This is a genomic window from Photobacterium gaetbulicola (assembly GCF_003025515.1).
Taxonomy (GTDB): Bacteria; Pseudomonadota; Gammaproteobacteria; order Enterobacterales; family Vibrionaceae; genus Photobacterium; species Photobacterium gaetbulicola.
On the sequence record NZ_PYME01000003.1, the window covers coordinates 197,942 to 215,687 of the forward strand.

Consider the following 17,746-nt stretch of genomic DNA (forward strand, 5'->3'; position numbering starts at 1 on the left):
GCCTGATAGCGTGGTTTTATAGTAAGAGTATGAAATAGGCGTGGTTTGCTACTTCAAATAGTCAGCCAGGTAAGCCAGGATTTCTTCGGCCTGGCGTTCACTAAGCTTCTTCAGTTTAAGCTGGAGCTTGTCGCCATCGCGCAGGTAGCTGATTTTACCCTTCACTAGCTCTTGCGGCTTTGGTTTCTCAACCTCGATTTTGGGCTGAAGGGTCTCGCCGATCTGCTCAAGTTTACTTGTCACTTCGCGGGTGATACGGGTGATACCTGAGGCATTGATCGTCTTCCACATTGCGTCGTCAGCGGATGAAATCTCACTGACAAACTGTTGTTGCTGCTCGTTATTCAGGCCGAAGAACAATCGGTGCAGTTTGACAATCGTCGGTCGGCCTAGCTCACCAACACTCGGATAGGCCATCAACAGTTCCATCGGCAAAGCTGCCGCTTTCAAGGCACCACTGACCAAGGCTTCACTGCACTGACAATATTTCGCCAGCTCTTTCTGATCGGCCACTTTTCCGGATTCAAGCAGCGCCTGCATTTCCTTGCCACGTTCAAACAGCGACAATGGCTTGTGGGCGTTCGCAACATCAGAAAGGAATTTGGCGTGATCGCTGTTGATCCCCTTCCCCACGTAAATGAGGAAATCCTTTTCCGCCAGGATACAAGACATACGACGGCGGCTACCGTCCAGTACTTCAATCCGGCCATCATCCAACCAGCGGCCCACGGCTGGATATTGCTGTCCGCGATCTTTTAGTGTCGTCAGAATATCAGCAAGTGCATGTTCGTTGAGGAAAGCTTGTTCTCGAGCATTTTCCGCAAACACACGCGTTTTGTCAGCAACTTGATTGGCCTGGATTTTCACCAGTTCAAATGCGACGGTTTCTTCACCGGCAACGGCCAGTTCGATGACCGACGCCTTATCGCGGGCTGCGGTTTGTGCTTCTGTTGGCGTTGTTGCACGGCGCTTGTCAGCTTTGCCGAACAAACGGGCATTGAGATCTTTCGTTTTAATCGCCATCCCCTAATTACTCCCGGTTTAGGTTGGCCCAGTGAGAGTGCATCACACGCTCTAACTCGAGGCCAACACGTTGGATCGCTTCTTGTGCTGTCGAAAGGGTCTTTTTCCCCCCTTCAAATTCGGCTGCCGTAAGGTCGAACACAGTGCTATATGTATCGGCGCAAGTTTCGAAAGCACGGCTACGCGGAACCGTCGCCATCATCACTTGATCACGTAGCAGGTAGTTCATCTCGGTCAGTACCGAAACCTGCTTCTTGTTGTCATCCTCAAACATTGTCGGCATCAGACGGATAAACTCCAAACCATGCCAATCTTCGGGGAACATCTCATAAACTGTAGGCAAATGCTGGAAAAAGTTAACTGTCGACGCCCAGTCAAGACGCTTCGCCGCACATGGAATAATCAAGGCGTTAGAAGCATACATGGCATTCCACACCAGGGGATCGATGTGTGGGCCGGTGTCAATCATGATGATGTCAAACTCATCAGCAATCGGATCGATCACTTTCTCTTTCAGCAGGCGAACAATGTTCAGGTCTTGGTTCTCTGCCAAATCCTGCCAGGCATCGGCATTAAACATCGCATCTTCGGGAAACGCTGCGATAGTCTTCAGATTAGGATACTGGGTAGGCATCACCACATTACCCATCAAGAATTCCTTGTCGATCGCCTGTCCTTCCGGGACATTTTCCAGCATTACATCCACGGCAGAATAGATGGTGTCCTGATCGCCCACGCTGATCTGTGGGTTAAGGAACAAACGCAATGACCCCTGCGGATCAAGGTCTATCAAACAAATACGGTAACGCTTATCCAAATCAAGCGCGAGGCAGGCCGCCAAGTGAACGGCTGTCATCGACTTGCCCGTGCCCCCTTTCTGGTTCTGGACATTGACAATCCAAGGTTTGCGTCCTGCACCTTCACGCTCATAGAAAGCGGGCTTTTTCGTCGCTTCCATTAATTGATGCGCTTCTTCCAGGCTAATGGAGTAGTGGTTGGCATTATTTTTGGTAAATTGGTGGCCATTCGCTTCCATACGGGAGATAGCATCATCCAGCTTGCGGCGGGTAAGGCCAGAGCGGCTTTCCATCAAAGCTTTCGACATGGGAGGAAAAGCTTCTTCACGACGCTCTTCCAATACAATTTCAATTCGGTCCGCCTGGACCTGCTTCGTCTGCTCGGCAATATTGAGCAAGTTGTCTATGGTTTGTTCCCTGTTCATTGTCTTTATTCACCTTGAAACATTTTGCTTTATTGTACAGCAAAAAAACACCAAAACAATAAAAAGCTGAACGGCACCATGTGATATTCATCTCAGCATAAAGCAACAAACAGAGCAAAAAACCGACGTTTTTAATTCGATTTCTGCTTACAAACTTAAGAGAATCACCCTGTTTGTGATAAAAACCAAAAGTGTTACAGCGTCACTATTTTACAATGTAAATTGACTATTAGGGCTATATCACCGGAAGCGTGAGAATAGTTGGCTAATTTACGGCAGGTGCCACATTGACTAAATTTCAAACTCACGGCTCAATAACAACAGCCAGCCCGGCAAATTTTCCAAAACAATAATGAAATTGAATAATTTCATTATGATCGGGCAGACACAGCCAAACAGGGCTTCCGACGATCAACCTGAAATCATAACAAATCATGATCTTGGCAGGGTTGAATGAACATCTACTTGATCATCGTTCCTGGTTATTCCGCCAGATCTCGAAACATGATCAAGGCAAAAACCAAGCCCTAACGATTGCCATTCACGGCGACGAGAGATCGGAAAAATGATCAAGTAAAAGAGGCTGTAAATCGATCCTCGGCTCAACCTTGCCGAAAGCATGGAATACCACAGCTAATTTACGGCGAGTGTAGGCCTGATAAGGGCTTAGCAACAAATTAGGCAGGGAAATTGCGCTATTTCCTACTGTAACCCCACACGGAACTGCAAAATTGAAATACACCTCCACAGTCTTGATCATGCATCCACCCCGGACACATGATAAAACCCCGGCAGAATACGGAAAGTGTCAAATCAATTTTGTTCAAAATCCCGCCACACGAGAGGGAAAAAACCGAAATACCGCCTCAACCAACGTCCGCAAGCCCTGCCATGATCATTTTTCCGGCCCCAAAACGCCGCTCATGCCAGCTTCAGTCGTGATAATTTTCCTTTATCGAACAAAATTTCACCCGAGAGGGCTGAGGGGCCTGTGGATAACCTGTGAAGCCACGATGATCATGCTTTCATAGGCCTGTTGATCATGCTTGCTGGTTGATGATGATCATATTTCCAGGCCATTGATGATCATCGTTTCAGCCACTTGTTGATCATTTTTCCGAAGTCGCCATGATCATGCTTTCGATCGCGCCATTTTTAATTTATTTATTTTTCATATAGTTAAAGCTAAAAAAGCAGCCAGATCATAAGATCACTAAATCAATAAGATCAAAATAAACAAAAAGATCAGTTTAAAAAAAGCCAACAAAAGATCTTTCTTTCTTGTTCTATTTCCATTAATCTTTCACGGAAAAATGATGCATCTACGGCTAATGACAAATGAACTCCGCGCTTACATCAAACAATAAGAATACTGACAAGATATTGATCCCCGCTCCACGATCCCACAAAGACGGGCATTTGTTCTCGATCCCGGCGAACTTGATCGACTGGTTACCGCAATACCAGCATTTCAAGGGGGTAACCAAGAGCATCATTGAACTATTGAACCTCATCTCACTCCGTGGCTTATCGAGTCATGATGGGATGGTTTCTACCACTGAGCTTGTGGAGGCGACTGAAGGTCAGTTAACCCGCGCCGCAATCCAGCAACGGCTGCGGGCCGCCGTCAATATTGGTTTGTTTAAACAACAACCTGTGAGGTTCGAAGAGGGCCTTGCGGGTAAAACCATGTTGCATCATTTCATCAACCCGGCCATGCTGATCTCCCAGCTAGGTACCGGTAGCCTAAATTCAGAACAGTCCAAGGCCAAAGAGAAACAAAAGCGCTCGAAAGCACTGGCGCAAAACCATGTCAACCGCCAATTGCTCAGTGAGCACGGCCTGGGGACTCCCCCAACCATGCCTGATGAAGCGGATCAGATTGTGATCTCTCCGACGAGTTGGGCCGGGATCATCGACCAGGCCTTGGCTCCGCCGCGGACCAAGAAGAGCTATCAGAAGTCAATGGTTGCTATCAGCGGGACCAAGGCGATCATTGAAACACGATCATCGAAGTCGATCATGACCGTCGACGATCTGATGACCTTGTTTGCGCTGTTTACCCTGACGGTACAGTACCATGATCACCATATTGCCGATTATGAGATCCAGTCGCGCAATATGGGTAACAAGACACCCGTCTACATCACCGATATCTTGGCTTTGAGGGGCAAGAAAGACAGCGGTCCGGCCCGTGATTCGATTCGGGAAAGTATAGATCGTATTGAATTTACTGATTTCCAGCTGCATGAACTTACCGGTCGGTGGATGAGCGAGAATATGCCGGAAGGGTTCAAGAGTGACCGTTTCCGCTTCCTTGCCCGTACCATTACCGCGTCAGAGGAAGCACCGAAGGAAGGGGAGGACGGCGAGATCCGGATCAAGCCCAATTTGTATATTCTGGTGTGGGAGCCGTCATTCTTTGACGAGCTGCTGACCCGAGACTACTTCTTCTTGTTCCCACCGGAAATCTTGCGCCAGCATACGCTGGTATTCCAGCTGTATTCATTCTTCCGTAGCCGGATGTCGCGCCGTCTCAATGACTCGATGATGCTCAGCGAACTGAACCAGAAACTGGCTCGTAACATCGAATGGCGCCGTTTTTCTACCGATTTGATCCGCGAGCTGCGCAAGCTGGCGGAGGATAAGATCACCGATCACGTGTTTGCCGTAAACTTGTGGGGTTATCATTTGACCATTACGCCACACGAGGAAGGCAAGCGCTATTGTGATTACCAGATTGATATCCGTTGTGATGTCGATGAGGTCATCCGTTACTCACGGGCGAAAACCACCAATGAAGGCAAGCGGACCATGGCTCCGACCATGCCTAACCCGCTGCGGAACGAGATCTTGCCCAAGCAGGAGCTTGATCAGCTTTCCGAGATCATCGATGGTGAGTTCGAACCGATCCAGCGCAAAGAATCCCGTCCGAAGGGGCGTCTGGGCCGCCGGGTGAAGCTGCGCAAGCACTTGGTTGAGATCAATGCTGATGAATTGACCATTACCTTGTCGAAATATACCTCCTCAGAGGCTCTGCAACGCAGTATAACGGCGTTATCGGCGATGAGTGGGCATTCTATTGCCTCGATCAGTGAAGAGTGCCAAGGCTTGCTGGAGAAGCTTGACTGGCTGAAGGTCAACGGAGAGGTGGTGCCTTATGAGACCCTGAGCAAGACCATCGAGCTGTACAACGGCCAGCATGACGAGGGACATCTGTCGATTGAGCGGCTGATTTCAGGCCTCGCGGTAAGACGTAAGGTTTGTAAACTGGTGTATGAAGGCCATATCAACGAGCAGGTGATGAATGCGTTGGATGATATCGCCCGCGGTAGCTAAGTTGTCATTATAAATAATAAAAAAATCCGGCCAGCAACCTACTGACCGGATTTTTTTATGCCTGCTGTTCAGCTAACTTGGGTATATTATTGCTATTAATCCAAGCAGTAGGATGTGTCATGGAGTGGCTGAACATTTATCGGCGTTGGCGGGGCGGGGCAGTGCTCGCATTGGTCGGTGTTATTTCGGGAACCTTTAGCGCGGCGGCTGAGACCCGTCCGCAAATCGGGCTGGTACTCAGTGGGGGAGGGGCCAAGGGAGCCGCCCATATCGGGGTGCTCTCGGTGCTGGAGGAGAACCGGATCCCGGTTGACGTGATCACCGGGACCAGTATGGGCGCCTATGTCGGCGGTATGTATGCCATGGGCCTGTCTGCCCAGGAAGTACGGTACAAGACGATGGACGCCGACTGGCAGAGCGGCTACGAGGATCGCGTCGGGCGAAATGATCTGGAGCTGCGCCGCAAGCAGCAAAATGACAATTACCAGATCTACACCGATATCGGCATTGATCTCAAGGGGAACTACCAGTCCAAACCCGGAGCTTTCCAGGGCCAGGGCATGGCCACCTTGCTCGGTAACCTTACCGACAACCTCCCTGCCCTTGAGAGCTTTGATGAGCTGGCGGTGCCCTATCGCGCCGTGGCGACAGATATCGTGACTGTCCAGCCGGTAGTGCTGGAGAGGGGGCACCTAGCCACGGCCATGCAGGCCTCGATGACGGTACCGGGGGCGCTTCAGCCGGTAAGAATTGGCAACCAGATCCTGGTCGATGGCGGGATCGTCAACAATATGCCGGTCGATGCGGCGCAGGCACTGGGCGCCGATGTGATCATCGCAGTGGATCTCCGAGATGCACTGTTTGAGGAGCCCCAGCTCAATAGCGCCTTCAATATCATCGGCCAGCTCACTACCTTCATGACCAATACCAGTGCCGATCAGCAAATGGCACTGATGGCGGAGGGGGACGTATACCTCCAGCCGGATGTTTCCTTCATGCTGGCGCCCCACTTCGACAAAATGGACCAGGCTTACGTTGCCGGGCGCAAAGTGGCACTCGATGCCCTGCCTCGGCTCCAGCGCTACCAGCTGTCGGAGCAAGACTACCAAACCTACCTCAATGACAAGCTTGACCGCCGCTCCCGGCTGCTAGCCAGTCCGGCCTACTACATCGACCGGATCGAGGTGAAAAACTACACTCAGCGCTCCGATCAGGCGCTGCTTGAAGTCATGGATCTTGCGACGGATCGGGTGATCACCAACGAGGAGATGGACGAAGCGGTGAAAAGGCTCAACCGGCAAGATATTTTTGAGCGGATCACCTACCAAATCGAGCAGCAGGACGAAGAAAATGTGCTGGTGATGGATGTGCGGGAGAAGTCCTGGGGACCGGGCTACCTCAACCTCAAGTTTGCTTTCGAGGATGACTTTGCTAACCGCTCGGACTTTGCGTTCGGTACCCAGTATATCTACACCAACCTGACTGACATGGGAGGGGAGTGGCAGTTCGAATGGCTGCTGGGAAGCTGGAAGAAAATCGATACCAGTTTCTACTTTCCGCTCGATTACCAGAAAAACACCTATACCTCGTTCGGTATCAGCTGGAACCGCGAAGTCCGCGAGTTCATCTTGTCTCGCGAGCAGGCGGACTTGATTGACCGTGAGCCGGGCAGCTCGGTCGAAACGGAATACAGTGTCTACAGCGGCTACGCGGAGTGGGGTTGGAACTTGCAGCCTTGGAGCTCGCTGTCGGTTGGTTACCGCGGCGGGGTTGGCGAGGTCAGCGAAATCAATATCAATAACAAACAGGACTATACGGTTCACGGCCCGTATGTGTCATTTGTCTATGATGACTTGGATAGCCTGTTCTTCCCGCGTGAAGGTTTTATGCTCCGGACCGAGGTAGGGCTGGGATCAAGTCGAAGTTCCATCAACGATGAAGAGACGGTCTCCAGCGATAGTGTCTATGCCGAACTGAAATTGCTCAAGCCCTTCAGCTATGAAAGGCACAGCCTTGTCAGTGTGCTGCAGGCCGGCGGCTATGACAGTGATGACGTGCTGCCGGTTTATGTGCAGGATTTGGGGGGGCTGTTCAATATGTCCGGCTATCACCGCTATGAGCTTAACGGACGCTACAAACTCTTTGGTGCCTTGGTATACAGCTACCGGCTGATGGATAACAATTTCGGTGCCGTGTCGGTGCCCGTGTATGTCGGCGCCTCGCTGGAGCAAGGTGGGGTTTGGGATAACCAGTCAGACATTGACTTTGACTCGAGCCTGAGCGCCGGCAGTGTGTTCCTGGGGCTGGATACCCCTGTTGGTCCGGTTTACCTCGCCTATGGTATGGCCGAAGGCGGGCAGAACTCCTTCTACCTGTCGTTGGGAACCACGTTTGACTAGTGGGATAGGGGGAGCTGACATTGCTTCCCGCCAGCACTTGGAATGGCCAAGCGGTTTCAGCAAAATTGGAACCGCGACCTCAATGACAGGCATTGCTTTGTTGTTTCTGACATTTTCCTGACAACAGCCGTCAGGCCTGAGGCAAAATGTTTAGCGGATATAACCTTTGTCCCTTTCGATGAGTTAGGTTTTCACTGGTAAGGATACTGGGATTTCCTAGTCACCCTCTCGAAATGCAATATATGAGTTATTTTGCGAGCCATCGACCGGCTCGCTTTTTTTTGCCTGTCATATTCTTTCCTTGCTCTTCTTCTCTTATCTCCCTCAAGCTATCAAAGAGCCAGTGCCCATTGGATCAGCCGTGCCTTTCGTGCATCCAGCTCGTCGGGGTTGGTCTTGTTGGACAGGGTGTGTCGGGGCTTATTGCCACAGAAATAGGCAATGCGCTCGGCATTGGCTCCTGATGGGTGGGGAAGGCCGGCCAGGATTTGCTGGTCGCGGATCACGCCCTGGTTGGCCAGATAGCGCAGGGCTTCTTCGACCTTGCCGCCGAGCGGGATGAAAATGGTGTTTTCATCCAGGGCACGGCATTCCTCCGCCAGTGTTGTATCTAGCATGCTGCGCAGGAAAGGATGGCTGACCATGGAAGGGGAGCCGCTGTAGTTTTTGCCGTCCTTGAAGACCGGGTAGCGCAGGGCCGAGGTGTAGTGAACCTGCGCCTTGAGCTCACCGAACAGTACTGAGCAGCTCTGTGCGTTGAGGTAATGCTGAAACCCGATGGTATCGAGCATATTCACCAGGTTGTTACGCATGGCACCGGCAAAACTGGCGGTTTCCTTGGCTTGGCGCAGGGCGGCTTGGTGATCGGCACCGTCCGCTATCGCTTGCTGAGCTTGGCTAAGGGCAATGCGTGCTTGCTGCATACCCGGAGTAATACCGCAGATCACGACGCGGGCTTCGCGGTTGACATAATCGAACGGGGCGTAATAGGCGGACAGAGCTCCGCTTTGGCCAATAAGCAATGGCTCGGATTGGCATGCCGATGGCTGCGAAAAGTCTAGGGATGTAATGATGTGCTGGTATGCATTGAAAGCTGTCATGGTGTAAACTCGTGATTTCTGCCGAAATTAAAAATATATCGGTGTATTTGTTGATTTCGGTTATAAGCTAAGGCATCCTGCGTGTTAGGTCAAGTTTTACCGAAAATTGATTTTTTGTGATTTATTTTGAGGTTTCGCGAGAATTATGCGTTTTGAAGAACGACTAGAAGTGCTGCAGCAGTGCCTGGGGCAGATTTATCCCGGCGTGATATCGGATGTAAGGCTCTCTCCCTTGATGCCATTGCTTGAGCGCTGTGAGGGGGGGACACTGCGGACCAGTGATTTGCTCGACTGGCAGGGGGATTTCTGCCCGGTTGCCTGGCTGAACCTGCTGCAATCAACGCTCCGGGCCATGGATGACTGGTGTGAACGGCTGGGGGGCGATAGAGACTTGCTGGATCTGGAGCATTACCAAGCCCTGCAGTACTTCGCGGCATTAACGGCAAACCTGCTCAGCTACGTGGCCCTCTATGACAGTGACTTTATCGACTATCCGCTTGGGAGCGAAGACATCAATCGCTTGGCGGCCAAGGATATCATCCAGCCTACCCGGCTGATTGGACACAAAGAATTTAGCCTGCTTTATGATGCCGTACCGGTAGACGGTGGCCGCCATGAGGCGTTACTGGACTGGCTGTCCGGGCGGCGGTATTTCAAAGCGGTCAGCGAGAATGGTGATATTACGGCGCAGGACAGTAGGTTGCTCGAGCAGGCAGATCCGGAAAAGCGGCTGCCGAAGCCACCAGCTACCGTGGGGGATACATGGCTGCTGAGGGCGGAAAGCGACAAGCTCAGTTCAGAAGACGTGATTGGGGTTTTGCAACGGCACGGTTTGGTCCCCCATACGGCATATCGCGAGACGAAATACCTTAAGCCGCTCGGATTCAAACCGGGTGACAGCTCGGGGCCAGTAGCCTGCGGGGTGCTGGTGGTGGAGAAAACTAAGACCGCCAACTTGTGGCTGCTGACCGCTGACGTGGCCGAACCGCTTTCGGGGCTTAGTCGGGTGGATTATCCGGCGACCTCACCGTCGGCAGAGCGCTACGGCCGCAACAGTAACTTGCAGAAGATCGCTGAGCTTGCCTACGCGCCAGTAAGCAAATTCAAAATCAAGACGGTAGCCGAGCTTCGCTCGGTACTGACCTACCTGGGACGCGGTTAACCCTATGACTCAATCCTGACCTGTTGCCTCCCATAGCGGTGATCGTGGCGAATTTCGACGGCCATTTTCACCGCCTACCTGAATCTCCCTTCCTATACTGACTATATCAGCTGTAATTTTCCTATTTTCCTCAGAAGGATACTGCGTGCGATTGAAAGGGACTCTGATCAGTCTATTGCTTCTCGTTGTGCTGGCGGGGGCCATCACTTACAAGGAATACTTCTCTTCCGTAGCGACAGCCGACCGGTCGATGCCGACACCGACCGTGGTGGTGGCCGAAGCACAGAAAAAGATGGTCCGGCGTGAGCTCGAGGCGCTCGGCACGGTGAAATCCCGCGAATCTGTAATGCTCACGGCGAAGGTGACCGAAAAAGTCGACAGGGTCCTGTTTGAAGATGGCCAGTCGATTTCGCGCGGGCAATTGCTGGTCACGCTCAATGCCGACGAGCAGCAGGCCAAGGTGCGGGCCGCCAAAGCCAACCTCAAAGAGCAGCAGCGTGAATACAAGCGTATCGAAGGCTTGGTCAAGCGCAATACCATTGCCCGCTCGGAGCTCGACGCTATCTATACCGATATCGAAGTCGCCAGGGCCGTGCTGGCTCAAAACGAGGCCGAACTGGCTGCTCGCTATATCCACGCGCCGTTTTCCGGTGTATTGGGGTTTCGCCAGATCAGCCCCGGAGCACTGGTGACGCCGGGCGCGGTTATCACTACGCTGGATGATATTGCCACCGTGAAGCTCGACTTTTCTATTCCTGAAGCCTTTCTCGGCATGGTCTCACAGGGGGCGGGAATAGAAGCCCGTGCCGCGGCTTATCCTGATGAAATCTTCCGTGGCCAGGTGGCCAGTATAGATAGCCGGATTAACCCCCAGACCCGGGCCATTGTGATACGGGCTGAGATTGCCAACCCCGAACTACGGCTGCGGCCCGGTATGCTAATGACCTTGTCACTGATAGTGGGCGAGCATCAGGGGTTGGTGGTACCGGAGGAAGCCTTGGTGTCCCGCCAGCAACAACACTTCTTGTTCGTGGTGGGAGAGAAAGGAGCCGTTGAGCAGCGTGAAGTAGAACTGGGGTACCGGCGCCGGGGAGAGGCGGAAATATTGACTGGTATCCGTGAGGGGGAACAGGTGATCACCCGCGGCACGCAAAGGGTAAGGCCAGGGCAAAAAGTGGAGATCCGCGAACAGGAGCGTTTCATTTACCGGGAGGCGGGCTGATGTGGCTGTCGGATATTTCGGTTACCCGGCCAGTTCTGGGGTCAGTGATTAGTTTGTTGCTGGTGGTGTTTGGGCTGGTAGCATTCGACCGACTGCCACTGCGCGAATACCCGGATATCGATCCGCCCGTGGTCAATATTTCCACTAGTTACCGGGGAGCGTCGTCGGCGATTGTCGAAACGCGGATCACCCAATTGGTGGAAGATAGCATCGCCGGGCTCGAAGGGATCCGCTCGATTAGCTCGCGTAGCCGTGACGGCCGCTCCAGTGTCACCCTTGAGTTCTCCATTGGCCGTGACATTGATGCGGCGGCCAACGATGTGCGTGACCGCATTGCGGGGATCCTCAATAACTTGCCCGATGAAGCTGATCCGCCGGAGGTGCAAAAGGCTGCGGCTAGCTCGGAAGTGATCATGTGGCTCAACCTGGTTTCTGACCGGATGGATACGCTTGAGTTGACCGATTATGCCAGTCGTTATTTGGTTGATCGCTTCTCGGTGATCGACGGGGTGGCGGGGATCCGTCTTGGCGGCGGCAAGTCTTATGCCCTTAGGATCTGGATCGACCGCCAGAAGCTGGCGGCAAGGGGACTGACGGTCACGGATATCGAACAGGCGCTGCGCAATGACAATATCGAGCTGCCTGCCGGCTCGGTGGAGTCGGCCAGTCGCCAGTTTACGGTACGGACCCAGCGCAGTTTTCTCGCCCCCGCAGATTTTGTCCGGTTGGTGGTCGGTAGCGGTGAGGATGGTTATCTGATCCGGCTCGGTGATGTGGCCGAGGTCGATCTTGCGGCCGAGGAAGAGCGGATCACCTTTCGCGGCAACACCCAGGACATGATTGGGATAGGGATCACCCGTCAGTCAAAGGCCAATACCCTGGATGTGGCTCGGGCGGCCAATGCCTTGGTTGACCAGCTCAACCCCTCCTTGCCGCCGGGGATGGAAATCAAGCGCTCCTATGATTCCTCGGTGTTTATCCAGGCCTCGATTGACGAGGTTTATAAGACCCTGCTGATCGCCCTTTGCCTGGTGGTGGTCGTGATTTACCTGTTTCTCGGCAGTGTCCGCGCCATGCTGATCCCGGCCCTGACCCTGCCAGTCTCGCTCATTGGTGCCTTTACCGTGCTCTATGCCCTCGGGTTTACGCTTAACCTACTGACTTTGCTGGCGTTGATTTTAGCGATCGGTATCGTGGTCGATGATGCGATTGTGATGCTGGAGAATATCCACCGGCGGATCAGTAATGGTGAGCCGCCGCTCAAGGCGGCATACCTCGGAGCCAAGCAAGTCAGCTTTGCCATTATTGCCACCACCGTGGTACTAGTGGCGGTCTTTCTGCCGATTGGCTTTCTCGAAGGGGATCTGGGTAAGTTATTCCGCGAGTTCTCCATTGCCATCAGCGCGGCGGTGATCCTCTCGTCGCTGGTGGCACTCACGCTGAGCCCAATGATGGCTTCGAAGCTGATGCAACCGATTGACAAGGAACGTGGCCTGGTGGCATTCAGCCACCTTGCCATGGCTCGGTTGACTGCGAGCTACAGACGTCTGCTAGTCCATGCGATACAGCGGCCTGGGCGTGTTATTGGGTTCTTGTTGGTGGTCTTGGTGATCTGTGGCTGGCTGCAGCAGCGTTTGCCCTCAGAGTTTGCCCCGCGCGAGGACCGGGGGGCGATGTTCATTATTATTAATGGCCCGCAGGGTGCGAGCTTTGACTTTATCCGGCCTTACATGAATGAGGTAGAGCACCGCCTGATGCCCTTGGTGGCAGCGGGTGAGATCAAACGGCTGTTGATCCGTGCCCCGCGCGGGTGGGGGCGCATCGCCGATTTTTCCAACGGCTTTGCCATCGTGGTGCTGGAAGACTGGGCCGAGCGCCGCCCGGCAGGGGCAATCATTGGCGATATCCGCAGAAGGCTAGGAGATTTGGCGGGGATCACCGCCTTTCCGGTGATGCGTCAACCGTTTGGCCGTGGGGTCGGTAAACCGGTCCAGTTTGTCCTTGGCGGCGGCAGTTATGAAGAGCTGGCCCAGTGGCGGGATATTTTGCTCGATGCGGCGGCCAGCAATGCCAATTTGGTCGGGCTTGATCACGATTACAAGGAGACCAAACCGCAGCTTAGGATCGTGATAGATCGCGATCGGGCCGGTGATCTCGGGGTCTCGCTCAAAGCGATCGGCCAGACCCTCGAGTCTATGCTCGGCTCCCGCCAGGTCACGACCTATACCTGGCGCGGGGAGGAGTACGATGTGATCATCGAAGGTCAGCGTGAGCGGCAGAACACAGCTGCCGATTTGGCGAATCTGTATGTCAGGGCGGAGCAGGCAGAAACCTTGGTGCCGCTGTCGGGCCTGATCACTGTGGATGAGTATGCCGGCGCCCCGCAGCTCAACCGCTACAACCGGGTACGTGCGATCACCCTTGAGGCCAACCTTGCCGAGGGATATACCCTTGGCGAGGCACTGGATTACCTCAATGGCCTGGTTGATGAGTTGCTGCCTGCCGACGCGGTGGTCAACTACAAAGGCGCGTCCAAGGACTATCAGGACTCGAGCACTTCCATCCTGTTTGTATTTGCGTTAGCGTTGGTGGTGGTGTTTCTGGTACTGGCCGCGCAATTCGAAAGTTATGTCCATCCCTTTATCATCATGCTGACCGTGCCGTTGGCGACACTCGGGGCATTGCTTGGGCTTTACTTTACCGATCAGACCCTCAACATTTACTCGCAGATAGGCCTTATCATGCTCATTGGCTTGTCGGCCAAGAACGGGATCTTGATTGTCGAGTTTGCCAACCAACTCCGTGATCAGGGTATGGCGTTTGACGAGGCCCTGCTGGAAGCGGCATCCGAGCGGCTGCGTCCCATCCTGATGACAGCCATCACGACCATTGCAGGGGCGATCCCTCTTATCCTGGCCACTGGCGCCGGTGCCGAGAACCGTATTGTGATCGGTATTGTGGTGTTATGCGGCATCACGGTGGCGACCCTCTTTACCCTGCTTGTGATCCCCGTGATGTACCGCTTGCTGGCGCGCCGTACCCGCAGCCCTGAGTATATCGCCCGCCAGTTGGCGCGGCAGATGAAAGACTCCTGATGGTGGCAAGAGTGGGCTTGGCACGGCGAATATAGCGCTGGGCCTTGACGTAATGTGGGGATATATCAATAAAAGGGTAAATTGATGATGAAATTACTGCTTCTGATACGACAATTTCCCTCCATTTCGCTACTATCCCTTCAAGACTTAATCTGGTGATATTGATATGAAAATTTCTGTTGATGGCGGCTCGTTCCGAGTGGCAATTGAAACTGAATTTGCTGGGCTGGTTGAAGAGTCAGTCGCGATTTTTAACGAAACCTTCGAGCAGGCACAAACCAACGACAAGACAATCTTACGCTTGCTGCAAATTATCCTTGAGCACCGTGACAGCGATGATGCCATCGGCTATGCCGTTCTGGGCCTGCTCGGCTGGTACCACATCAACATCAACCCTGTTGACGATCAGGACATCGAGTTAAACCTGCCGAAAATCCTGCCGCACCTGATCAACCCGGCCGGTGACTTGACCGCGACCAGCGCCAGCGAGGGCAGCACGTTTTTGCATTGATGGGCTTTTACCGATAGTCATCCGCAACAAACAAAAAAGCCTGACGGTGCGGCCGTCAGGCTTTCTTTTCGTGGTTTATTATATGGCCTAGTACTCCCAATACTCGACACTGTGAGCGCCGAAGAACTGGTTGCCGAAGTAATCTTCGCGGGTGCCTTCCCGCCAAACATCGGCTGTTGCACAGTGCAAACCTCCGCCGAATGCATACGCGTCACGCAGGTCAACAGGAATAACCTCGAACCCTAGTTTGTCGAACTGTTCCATTTGAGGGTGTTCTGAAGCTTCCACACATACTGTTTTGTGGTCAAGGATCAGGGTGTTCATCGACAGCCAAGTACTTGAGTAACATAGTGGTGGCGGGTTATCCCAAGCTGGAGAGACCGCTTCAACAATTTCCCAACCATTCTTCTCGAAGATATCGCGCTGGCCTTTGAATAGAGGACGGTGCGGGTTGAGCAACATCAATCCTGGACGCAGCGGGCAGAATGTCGCATCAATGTGGATGGGGTGGTTATCCTCGAAGCTGAGGGTATGAATACGGTATCCCTGCGGTTCATACTTACGTTTTATCCAGCGTATCCCAGCCAAGTTGGTTGTAAGGCCATGCTGGACGAAGATATCTTTGCCCAGGCGCATGACATCCGCCGCATCGAACAGAATATCGGTTTCATTGGTGCTGTATTCCTTGCGTAGCGAGCGTGCCATGGTTTCTTCATCGGATAGATATTCATAAGCAGCGACGTAGTCCATGCGGAAACTTTCATCGGCCAACCGTGGGCGTGGCGCTTGTTCTATCAAGCAATTAGGATCTGACTCGAAGTATTCGCGCAGCAGATCAACATAGGCCAAGTATTCGAAGTAGCGGCTTCGAAAGCTCATCGGAGCCATCAAAATGCTTTTGCCCATGGTGAGAAGGCAATCGCGGGGTGGCATGCACCCGAACCCCGAGCTGATGGTAAAGTCAGGGGTCGTAATACGCTGGTGCCAGTCTACGGCTCCCGGGCGGTCAACAATGATCCCGCGGTCTTCTAAGATTTTTGCAAAACCATTCAGGCACTCGTTGGCCCGATCAATCGTTTCCTGGGTTCGGCGGCCTGCTTTACTGCCTCGCATCGGCGAGTCTGCAGGGATCTTTTCATTACTGGCAGGGCAGGCTTCGGGGATGTGTTGGTTATCGGCGATACCGACGATGACATGGCGGAGTGGATCAAAATCATTATGGGATTCTACATGTAGACCTTCTCGGACATAAGGTACACCAGATTCTTTCCTCTCAAGGGGCTGAGAGGCATTTGGGTATAGATCGTTGGAAACACTCATGACAAACACTCCACAAAATAAACGGATTGAAACTGTTGGGTTGAATAACAAATTGCCGCTATCCAATGAGTTCTATTTTGCGAGAATAGCTGCTTTCTAATAGTCAAATAGTGCCGGAAACTGGTGTTTTTCTGCTGGCTTTCGCCAGTTAATCTGGTCATGAAAAATAACCCACTGAAATGGGATAATTATCCGCATATATCGATAAAGTTAGTCTCTAAATCTGAATTTTGAATATTGTCATGCTTAATCGACCGCGTTCTTCTATTCGCTAGGTGTATATCACGCTTTGGTAAGCCTGCTTTGGAGAATTATTTAAACGGTGGTAAACATAACTACTACTGCCAAGGGAGGAGAAGGTTATGTGTCCAAGGGTTATTGCCAGCACTCCGAAGTTCCTGATGTTTGATCTACAGAAAGTCAATGAAACGGAGCACATGATTTTTGGCGCCGACTATATTGTGGTTGCTCCCCGTACGGCTGGATGCACTCTGCACCTCGCATCCACCCACTACCGGCTGAAGGTCGGCCAATTGGTCTTGTTGGCACCATTCAACCCTTTCCGACTCTCATTGTTATCACCGGGCAGGCAGGGCAAGGCTGATTGTGACGTATTGCACTTTCGGTTAAATGCGTTGGGACAGACATTCGTGGATAGTGTCCAGTTCAAGGCGATTAAACAGATGCTGGATGATTCCCGCAGTGGATTGTTGTTTGATGATCCGCACAGTGAGGCTGTCCGGCAATATATCGAACCGATGGAAAATACCTTCGATTTTATTCAGGTATTGAACTTACTCGGTTTGTTGAATCACTTATCGGCGAAGCAGCCACTTCGTTGCTTAATTAACAACTGCGTTGAAATCTCCAACTCTAAGCGGGCAGAAGATAGAGTGCAAATGGCACTTAAGTATATTGATCAACACCTTGGAGAGCCGATTTCAGTTGCTAAGGTGGCCGATCACCTCCATATGGCTGACAGTACTTTCTCGCGCTTTTTCCACGCAAATATGGGTACCACTTTCCGGCAATATTTAATCGAGCAGCGTGTTAGGCAGGCTGCCCGTTTTTTGGTGACGACAGATTGGAGTATTTCCCATATAGGTACAGAGGTGGGATTTTCATCTTTGTCTAATTTTAACGCCAAGTTTAAAGGCTTGCTCAAGGCAACGCCTCGGGAATACCGGGCTAAACATATTGACATGAGAAAAGGTATAGACACATCTCGTTCTGTCGCAGGCCAGGTGACCAAGCAGTTCTATGACAATGCTAGCTGAGGCTAGGGGAAAAAAGAGAAAGCAACATGGGCTAGAGCATGTTGCATTGAAGTCTAAAAGTTCTATATTTATCTGT

General features: G+C 52.4%; 12 protein-coding genes. 7 read left to right on the plus strand and 5 right to left on the minus strand.

All coding sequences use genetic code 11. The features are described from left to right. Positions 1 to 48: 48 nt before the first annotated feature. The 3 genes from C9J03_RS03700 to C9J03_RS26455 all read right to left on the minus strand — a co-directional run bounded on the left by C9J03_RS03700 (position 49) and on the right by C9J03_RS26455 (position 3,005). Positions 49 to 1,023: a ParB/RepB/Spo0J family partition protein gene (locus C9J03_RS03700; RefSeq protein WP_039457620.1), complete on the minus strand. Its 975-nt coding sequence runs from the start codon at positions 1,021 to 1,023 to the stop codon at positions 49 to 51. Positions 1,024 to 1,030: 7 nt separating this feature from the next. Further along, positions 1,031 to 2,245, minus strand: coding sequence for an AAA family ATPase (locus C9J03_RS03705; protein ID WP_039457617.1), 1,215 nt, complete (start codon positions 2,243 to 2,245; stop codon positions 1,031 to 1,033). Between the two features lie 541 nt (positions 2,246 to 2,786). Next, complete coding sequence (locus tag C9J03_RS26455; protein WP_146149060.1) at positions 2,787 to 3,005, minus strand: hypothetical protein; 219 nt, start codon at positions 3,003 to 3,005, stop codon at positions 2,787 to 2,789. A 578-nt stretch (positions 3,006 to 3,583) separates the two neighbouring features. Here C9J03_RS26455 and C9J03_RS03710 point away from each other — a divergent pair. Both C9J03_RS03710 and C9J03_RS03715 read left to right on the plus strand, forming a co-directional pair. Continuing rightward, positions 3,584 to 5,584, plus strand: coding sequence for a replication initiator protein RctB domain-containing protein (locus tag C9J03_RS03710; protein ID WP_044621745.1), 2,001 nt, complete (start codon positions 3,584 to 3,586; stop codon positions 5,582 to 5,584). Between the two features lie 119 nt (positions 5,585 to 5,703). Continuing rightward, entirely contained in the window at positions 5,704 to 7,983 is a 2,280-nt protein-coding gene (locus C9J03_RS03715) for a patatin-like phospholipase family protein (protein WP_044621746.1), read from the plus strand. A 332-nt stretch (positions 7,984 to 8,315) separates the two neighbouring features. Here the strand turns inward: C9J03_RS03715 and C9J03_RS03720 are convergent, their stop codons facing one another. Further along, the gene (locus C9J03_RS03720) at positions 8,316 to 9,083 is read right to left on the minus strand and encodes a uracil-DNA glycosylase family protein (RefSeq protein WP_044621747.1); all 768 of its coding nucleotides are present in this window, start codon (positions 9,081 to 9,083) and stop codon (positions 8,316 to 8,318) included. A gap of 145 nt (positions 9,084 to 9,228) precedes the next feature. Here C9J03_RS03720 and C9J03_RS03725 point away from each other — a divergent pair, with 145 nt between their 5' ends. The 4 genes from C9J03_RS03725 (at position 9,229) to C9J03_RS03740 (ending at position 15,073) form a co-directional block, all read left to right on the plus strand. After that, positions 9,229 to 10,245, plus strand: a complete 1,017-nt coding sequence (locus C9J03_RS03725; protein WP_146149061.1) for a hypothetical protein — start codon at positions 9,229 to 9,231, stop codon at positions 10,243 to 10,245. A 145-nt stretch (positions 10,246 to 10,390) separates the two neighbouring features. Beyond that, positions 10,391 to 11,467, plus strand: a complete 1,077-nt coding sequence (locus C9J03_RS03730; protein WP_231580605.1) for an efflux RND transporter periplasmic adaptor subunit — start codon at positions 10,391 to 10,393, stop codon at positions 11,465 to 11,467. Continuing rightward, positions 11,467 to 14,562: an efflux RND transporter permease subunit gene (locus C9J03_RS03735; RefSeq protein WP_044621749.1), complete on the plus strand. Its 3,096-nt coding sequence runs from the start codon at positions 11,467 to 11,469 to the stop codon at positions 14,560 to 14,562. Before C9J03_RS03730 ends, C9J03_RS03735 begins: the two co-directional genes overlap by 1 nt. A gap of 166 nt (positions 14,563 to 14,728) precedes the next feature. Then, positions 14,729 to 15,073, plus strand: a complete 345-nt coding sequence (locus C9J03_RS03740) for a hypothetical protein (RefSeq protein WP_039457598.1) — start codon at positions 14,729 to 14,731, stop codon at positions 15,071 to 15,073. A gap of 87 nt (positions 15,074 to 15,160) precedes the next feature. Here the strand turns inward: C9J03_RS03740 and C9J03_RS03745 are convergent, their stop codons facing one another. Next, a complete protein-coding gene (locus C9J03_RS03745; protein WP_039457596.1) occupies positions 15,161 to 16,393 on the minus strand; it encodes a serine/threonine protein kinase in 1,233 nt (410 codons plus the stop codon). A gap of 362 nt (positions 16,394 to 16,755) precedes the next feature. Here C9J03_RS03745 and C9J03_RS03750 point away from each other — a divergent pair, with 362 nt between their 5' ends. After that, the gene (locus tag C9J03_RS03750; protein ID WP_044621750.1) at positions 16,756 to 17,670 is read left to right on the plus strand and encodes an AraC family transcriptional regulator; all 915 of its coding nucleotides are present in this window, start codon (positions 16,756 to 16,758) and stop codon (positions 17,668 to 17,670) included. Positions 17,671 to 17,746: the final 76 nt, after the last annotated feature.

Excerpts from the sequence above, each read along its gene's own strand:
- C9J03_RS03700 (WP_039457620.1), bottom strand. The coding sequence starts at position 1,023 with ATGGCGATTAAAACGAAAGATCTCAATGCCCGTTTGTTCGGCAAAGCT.
- C9J03_RS03705 (WP_039457617.1), bottom strand. The coding sequence starts at position 2,245 with ATGAACAGGGAACAAACCATAGACAACTTGCTCAATATTGCCGAGCAG.
- C9J03_RS26455 (WP_146149060.1), bottom strand. The coding sequence starts at position 3,005 with ATGATCAAGACTGTGGAGGTGTATTTCAATTTTGCAGTTCCGTGTGGG.
- C9J03_RS03710 (WP_044621745.1), top strand. The coding sequence starts at position 3,584 with ATGAACTCCGCGCTTACATCAAACAATAAGAATACTGACAAGATATTG.
- C9J03_RS03715 (WP_044621746.1), top strand. The coding sequence starts at position 5,704 with ATGGAGTGGCTGAACATTTATCGGCGTTGGCGGGGCGGGGCAGTGCTC.
- C9J03_RS03720 (WP_044621747.1), bottom strand. The coding sequence starts at position 9,083 with ATGACAGCTTTCAATGCATACCAGCACATCATTACATCCCTAGACTTT.
- C9J03_RS03725 (WP_146149061.1), top strand. The coding sequence starts at position 9,229 with ATGCGTTTTGAAGAACGACTAGAAGTGCTGCAGCAGTGCCTGGGGCAG.
- C9J03_RS03735 (WP_044621749.1), top strand. The coding sequence starts at position 11,467 with ATGTGGCTGTCGGATATTTCGGTTACCCGGCCAGTTCTGGGGTCAGTG.
- C9J03_RS03740 (WP_039457598.1), top strand. The coding sequence starts at position 14,729 with ATGAAAATTTCTGTTGATGGCGGCTCGTTCCGAGTGGCAATTGAAACT.
- C9J03_RS03745 (WP_039457596.1), bottom strand. The coding sequence starts at position 16,393 with ATGAGTGTTTCCAACGATCTATACCCAAATGCCTCTCAGCCCCTTGAG.
- C9J03_RS03750 (WP_044621750.1), top strand. The coding sequence starts at position 16,756 with ATGTGTCCAAGGGTTATTGCCAGCACTCCGAAGTTCCTGATGTTTGAT.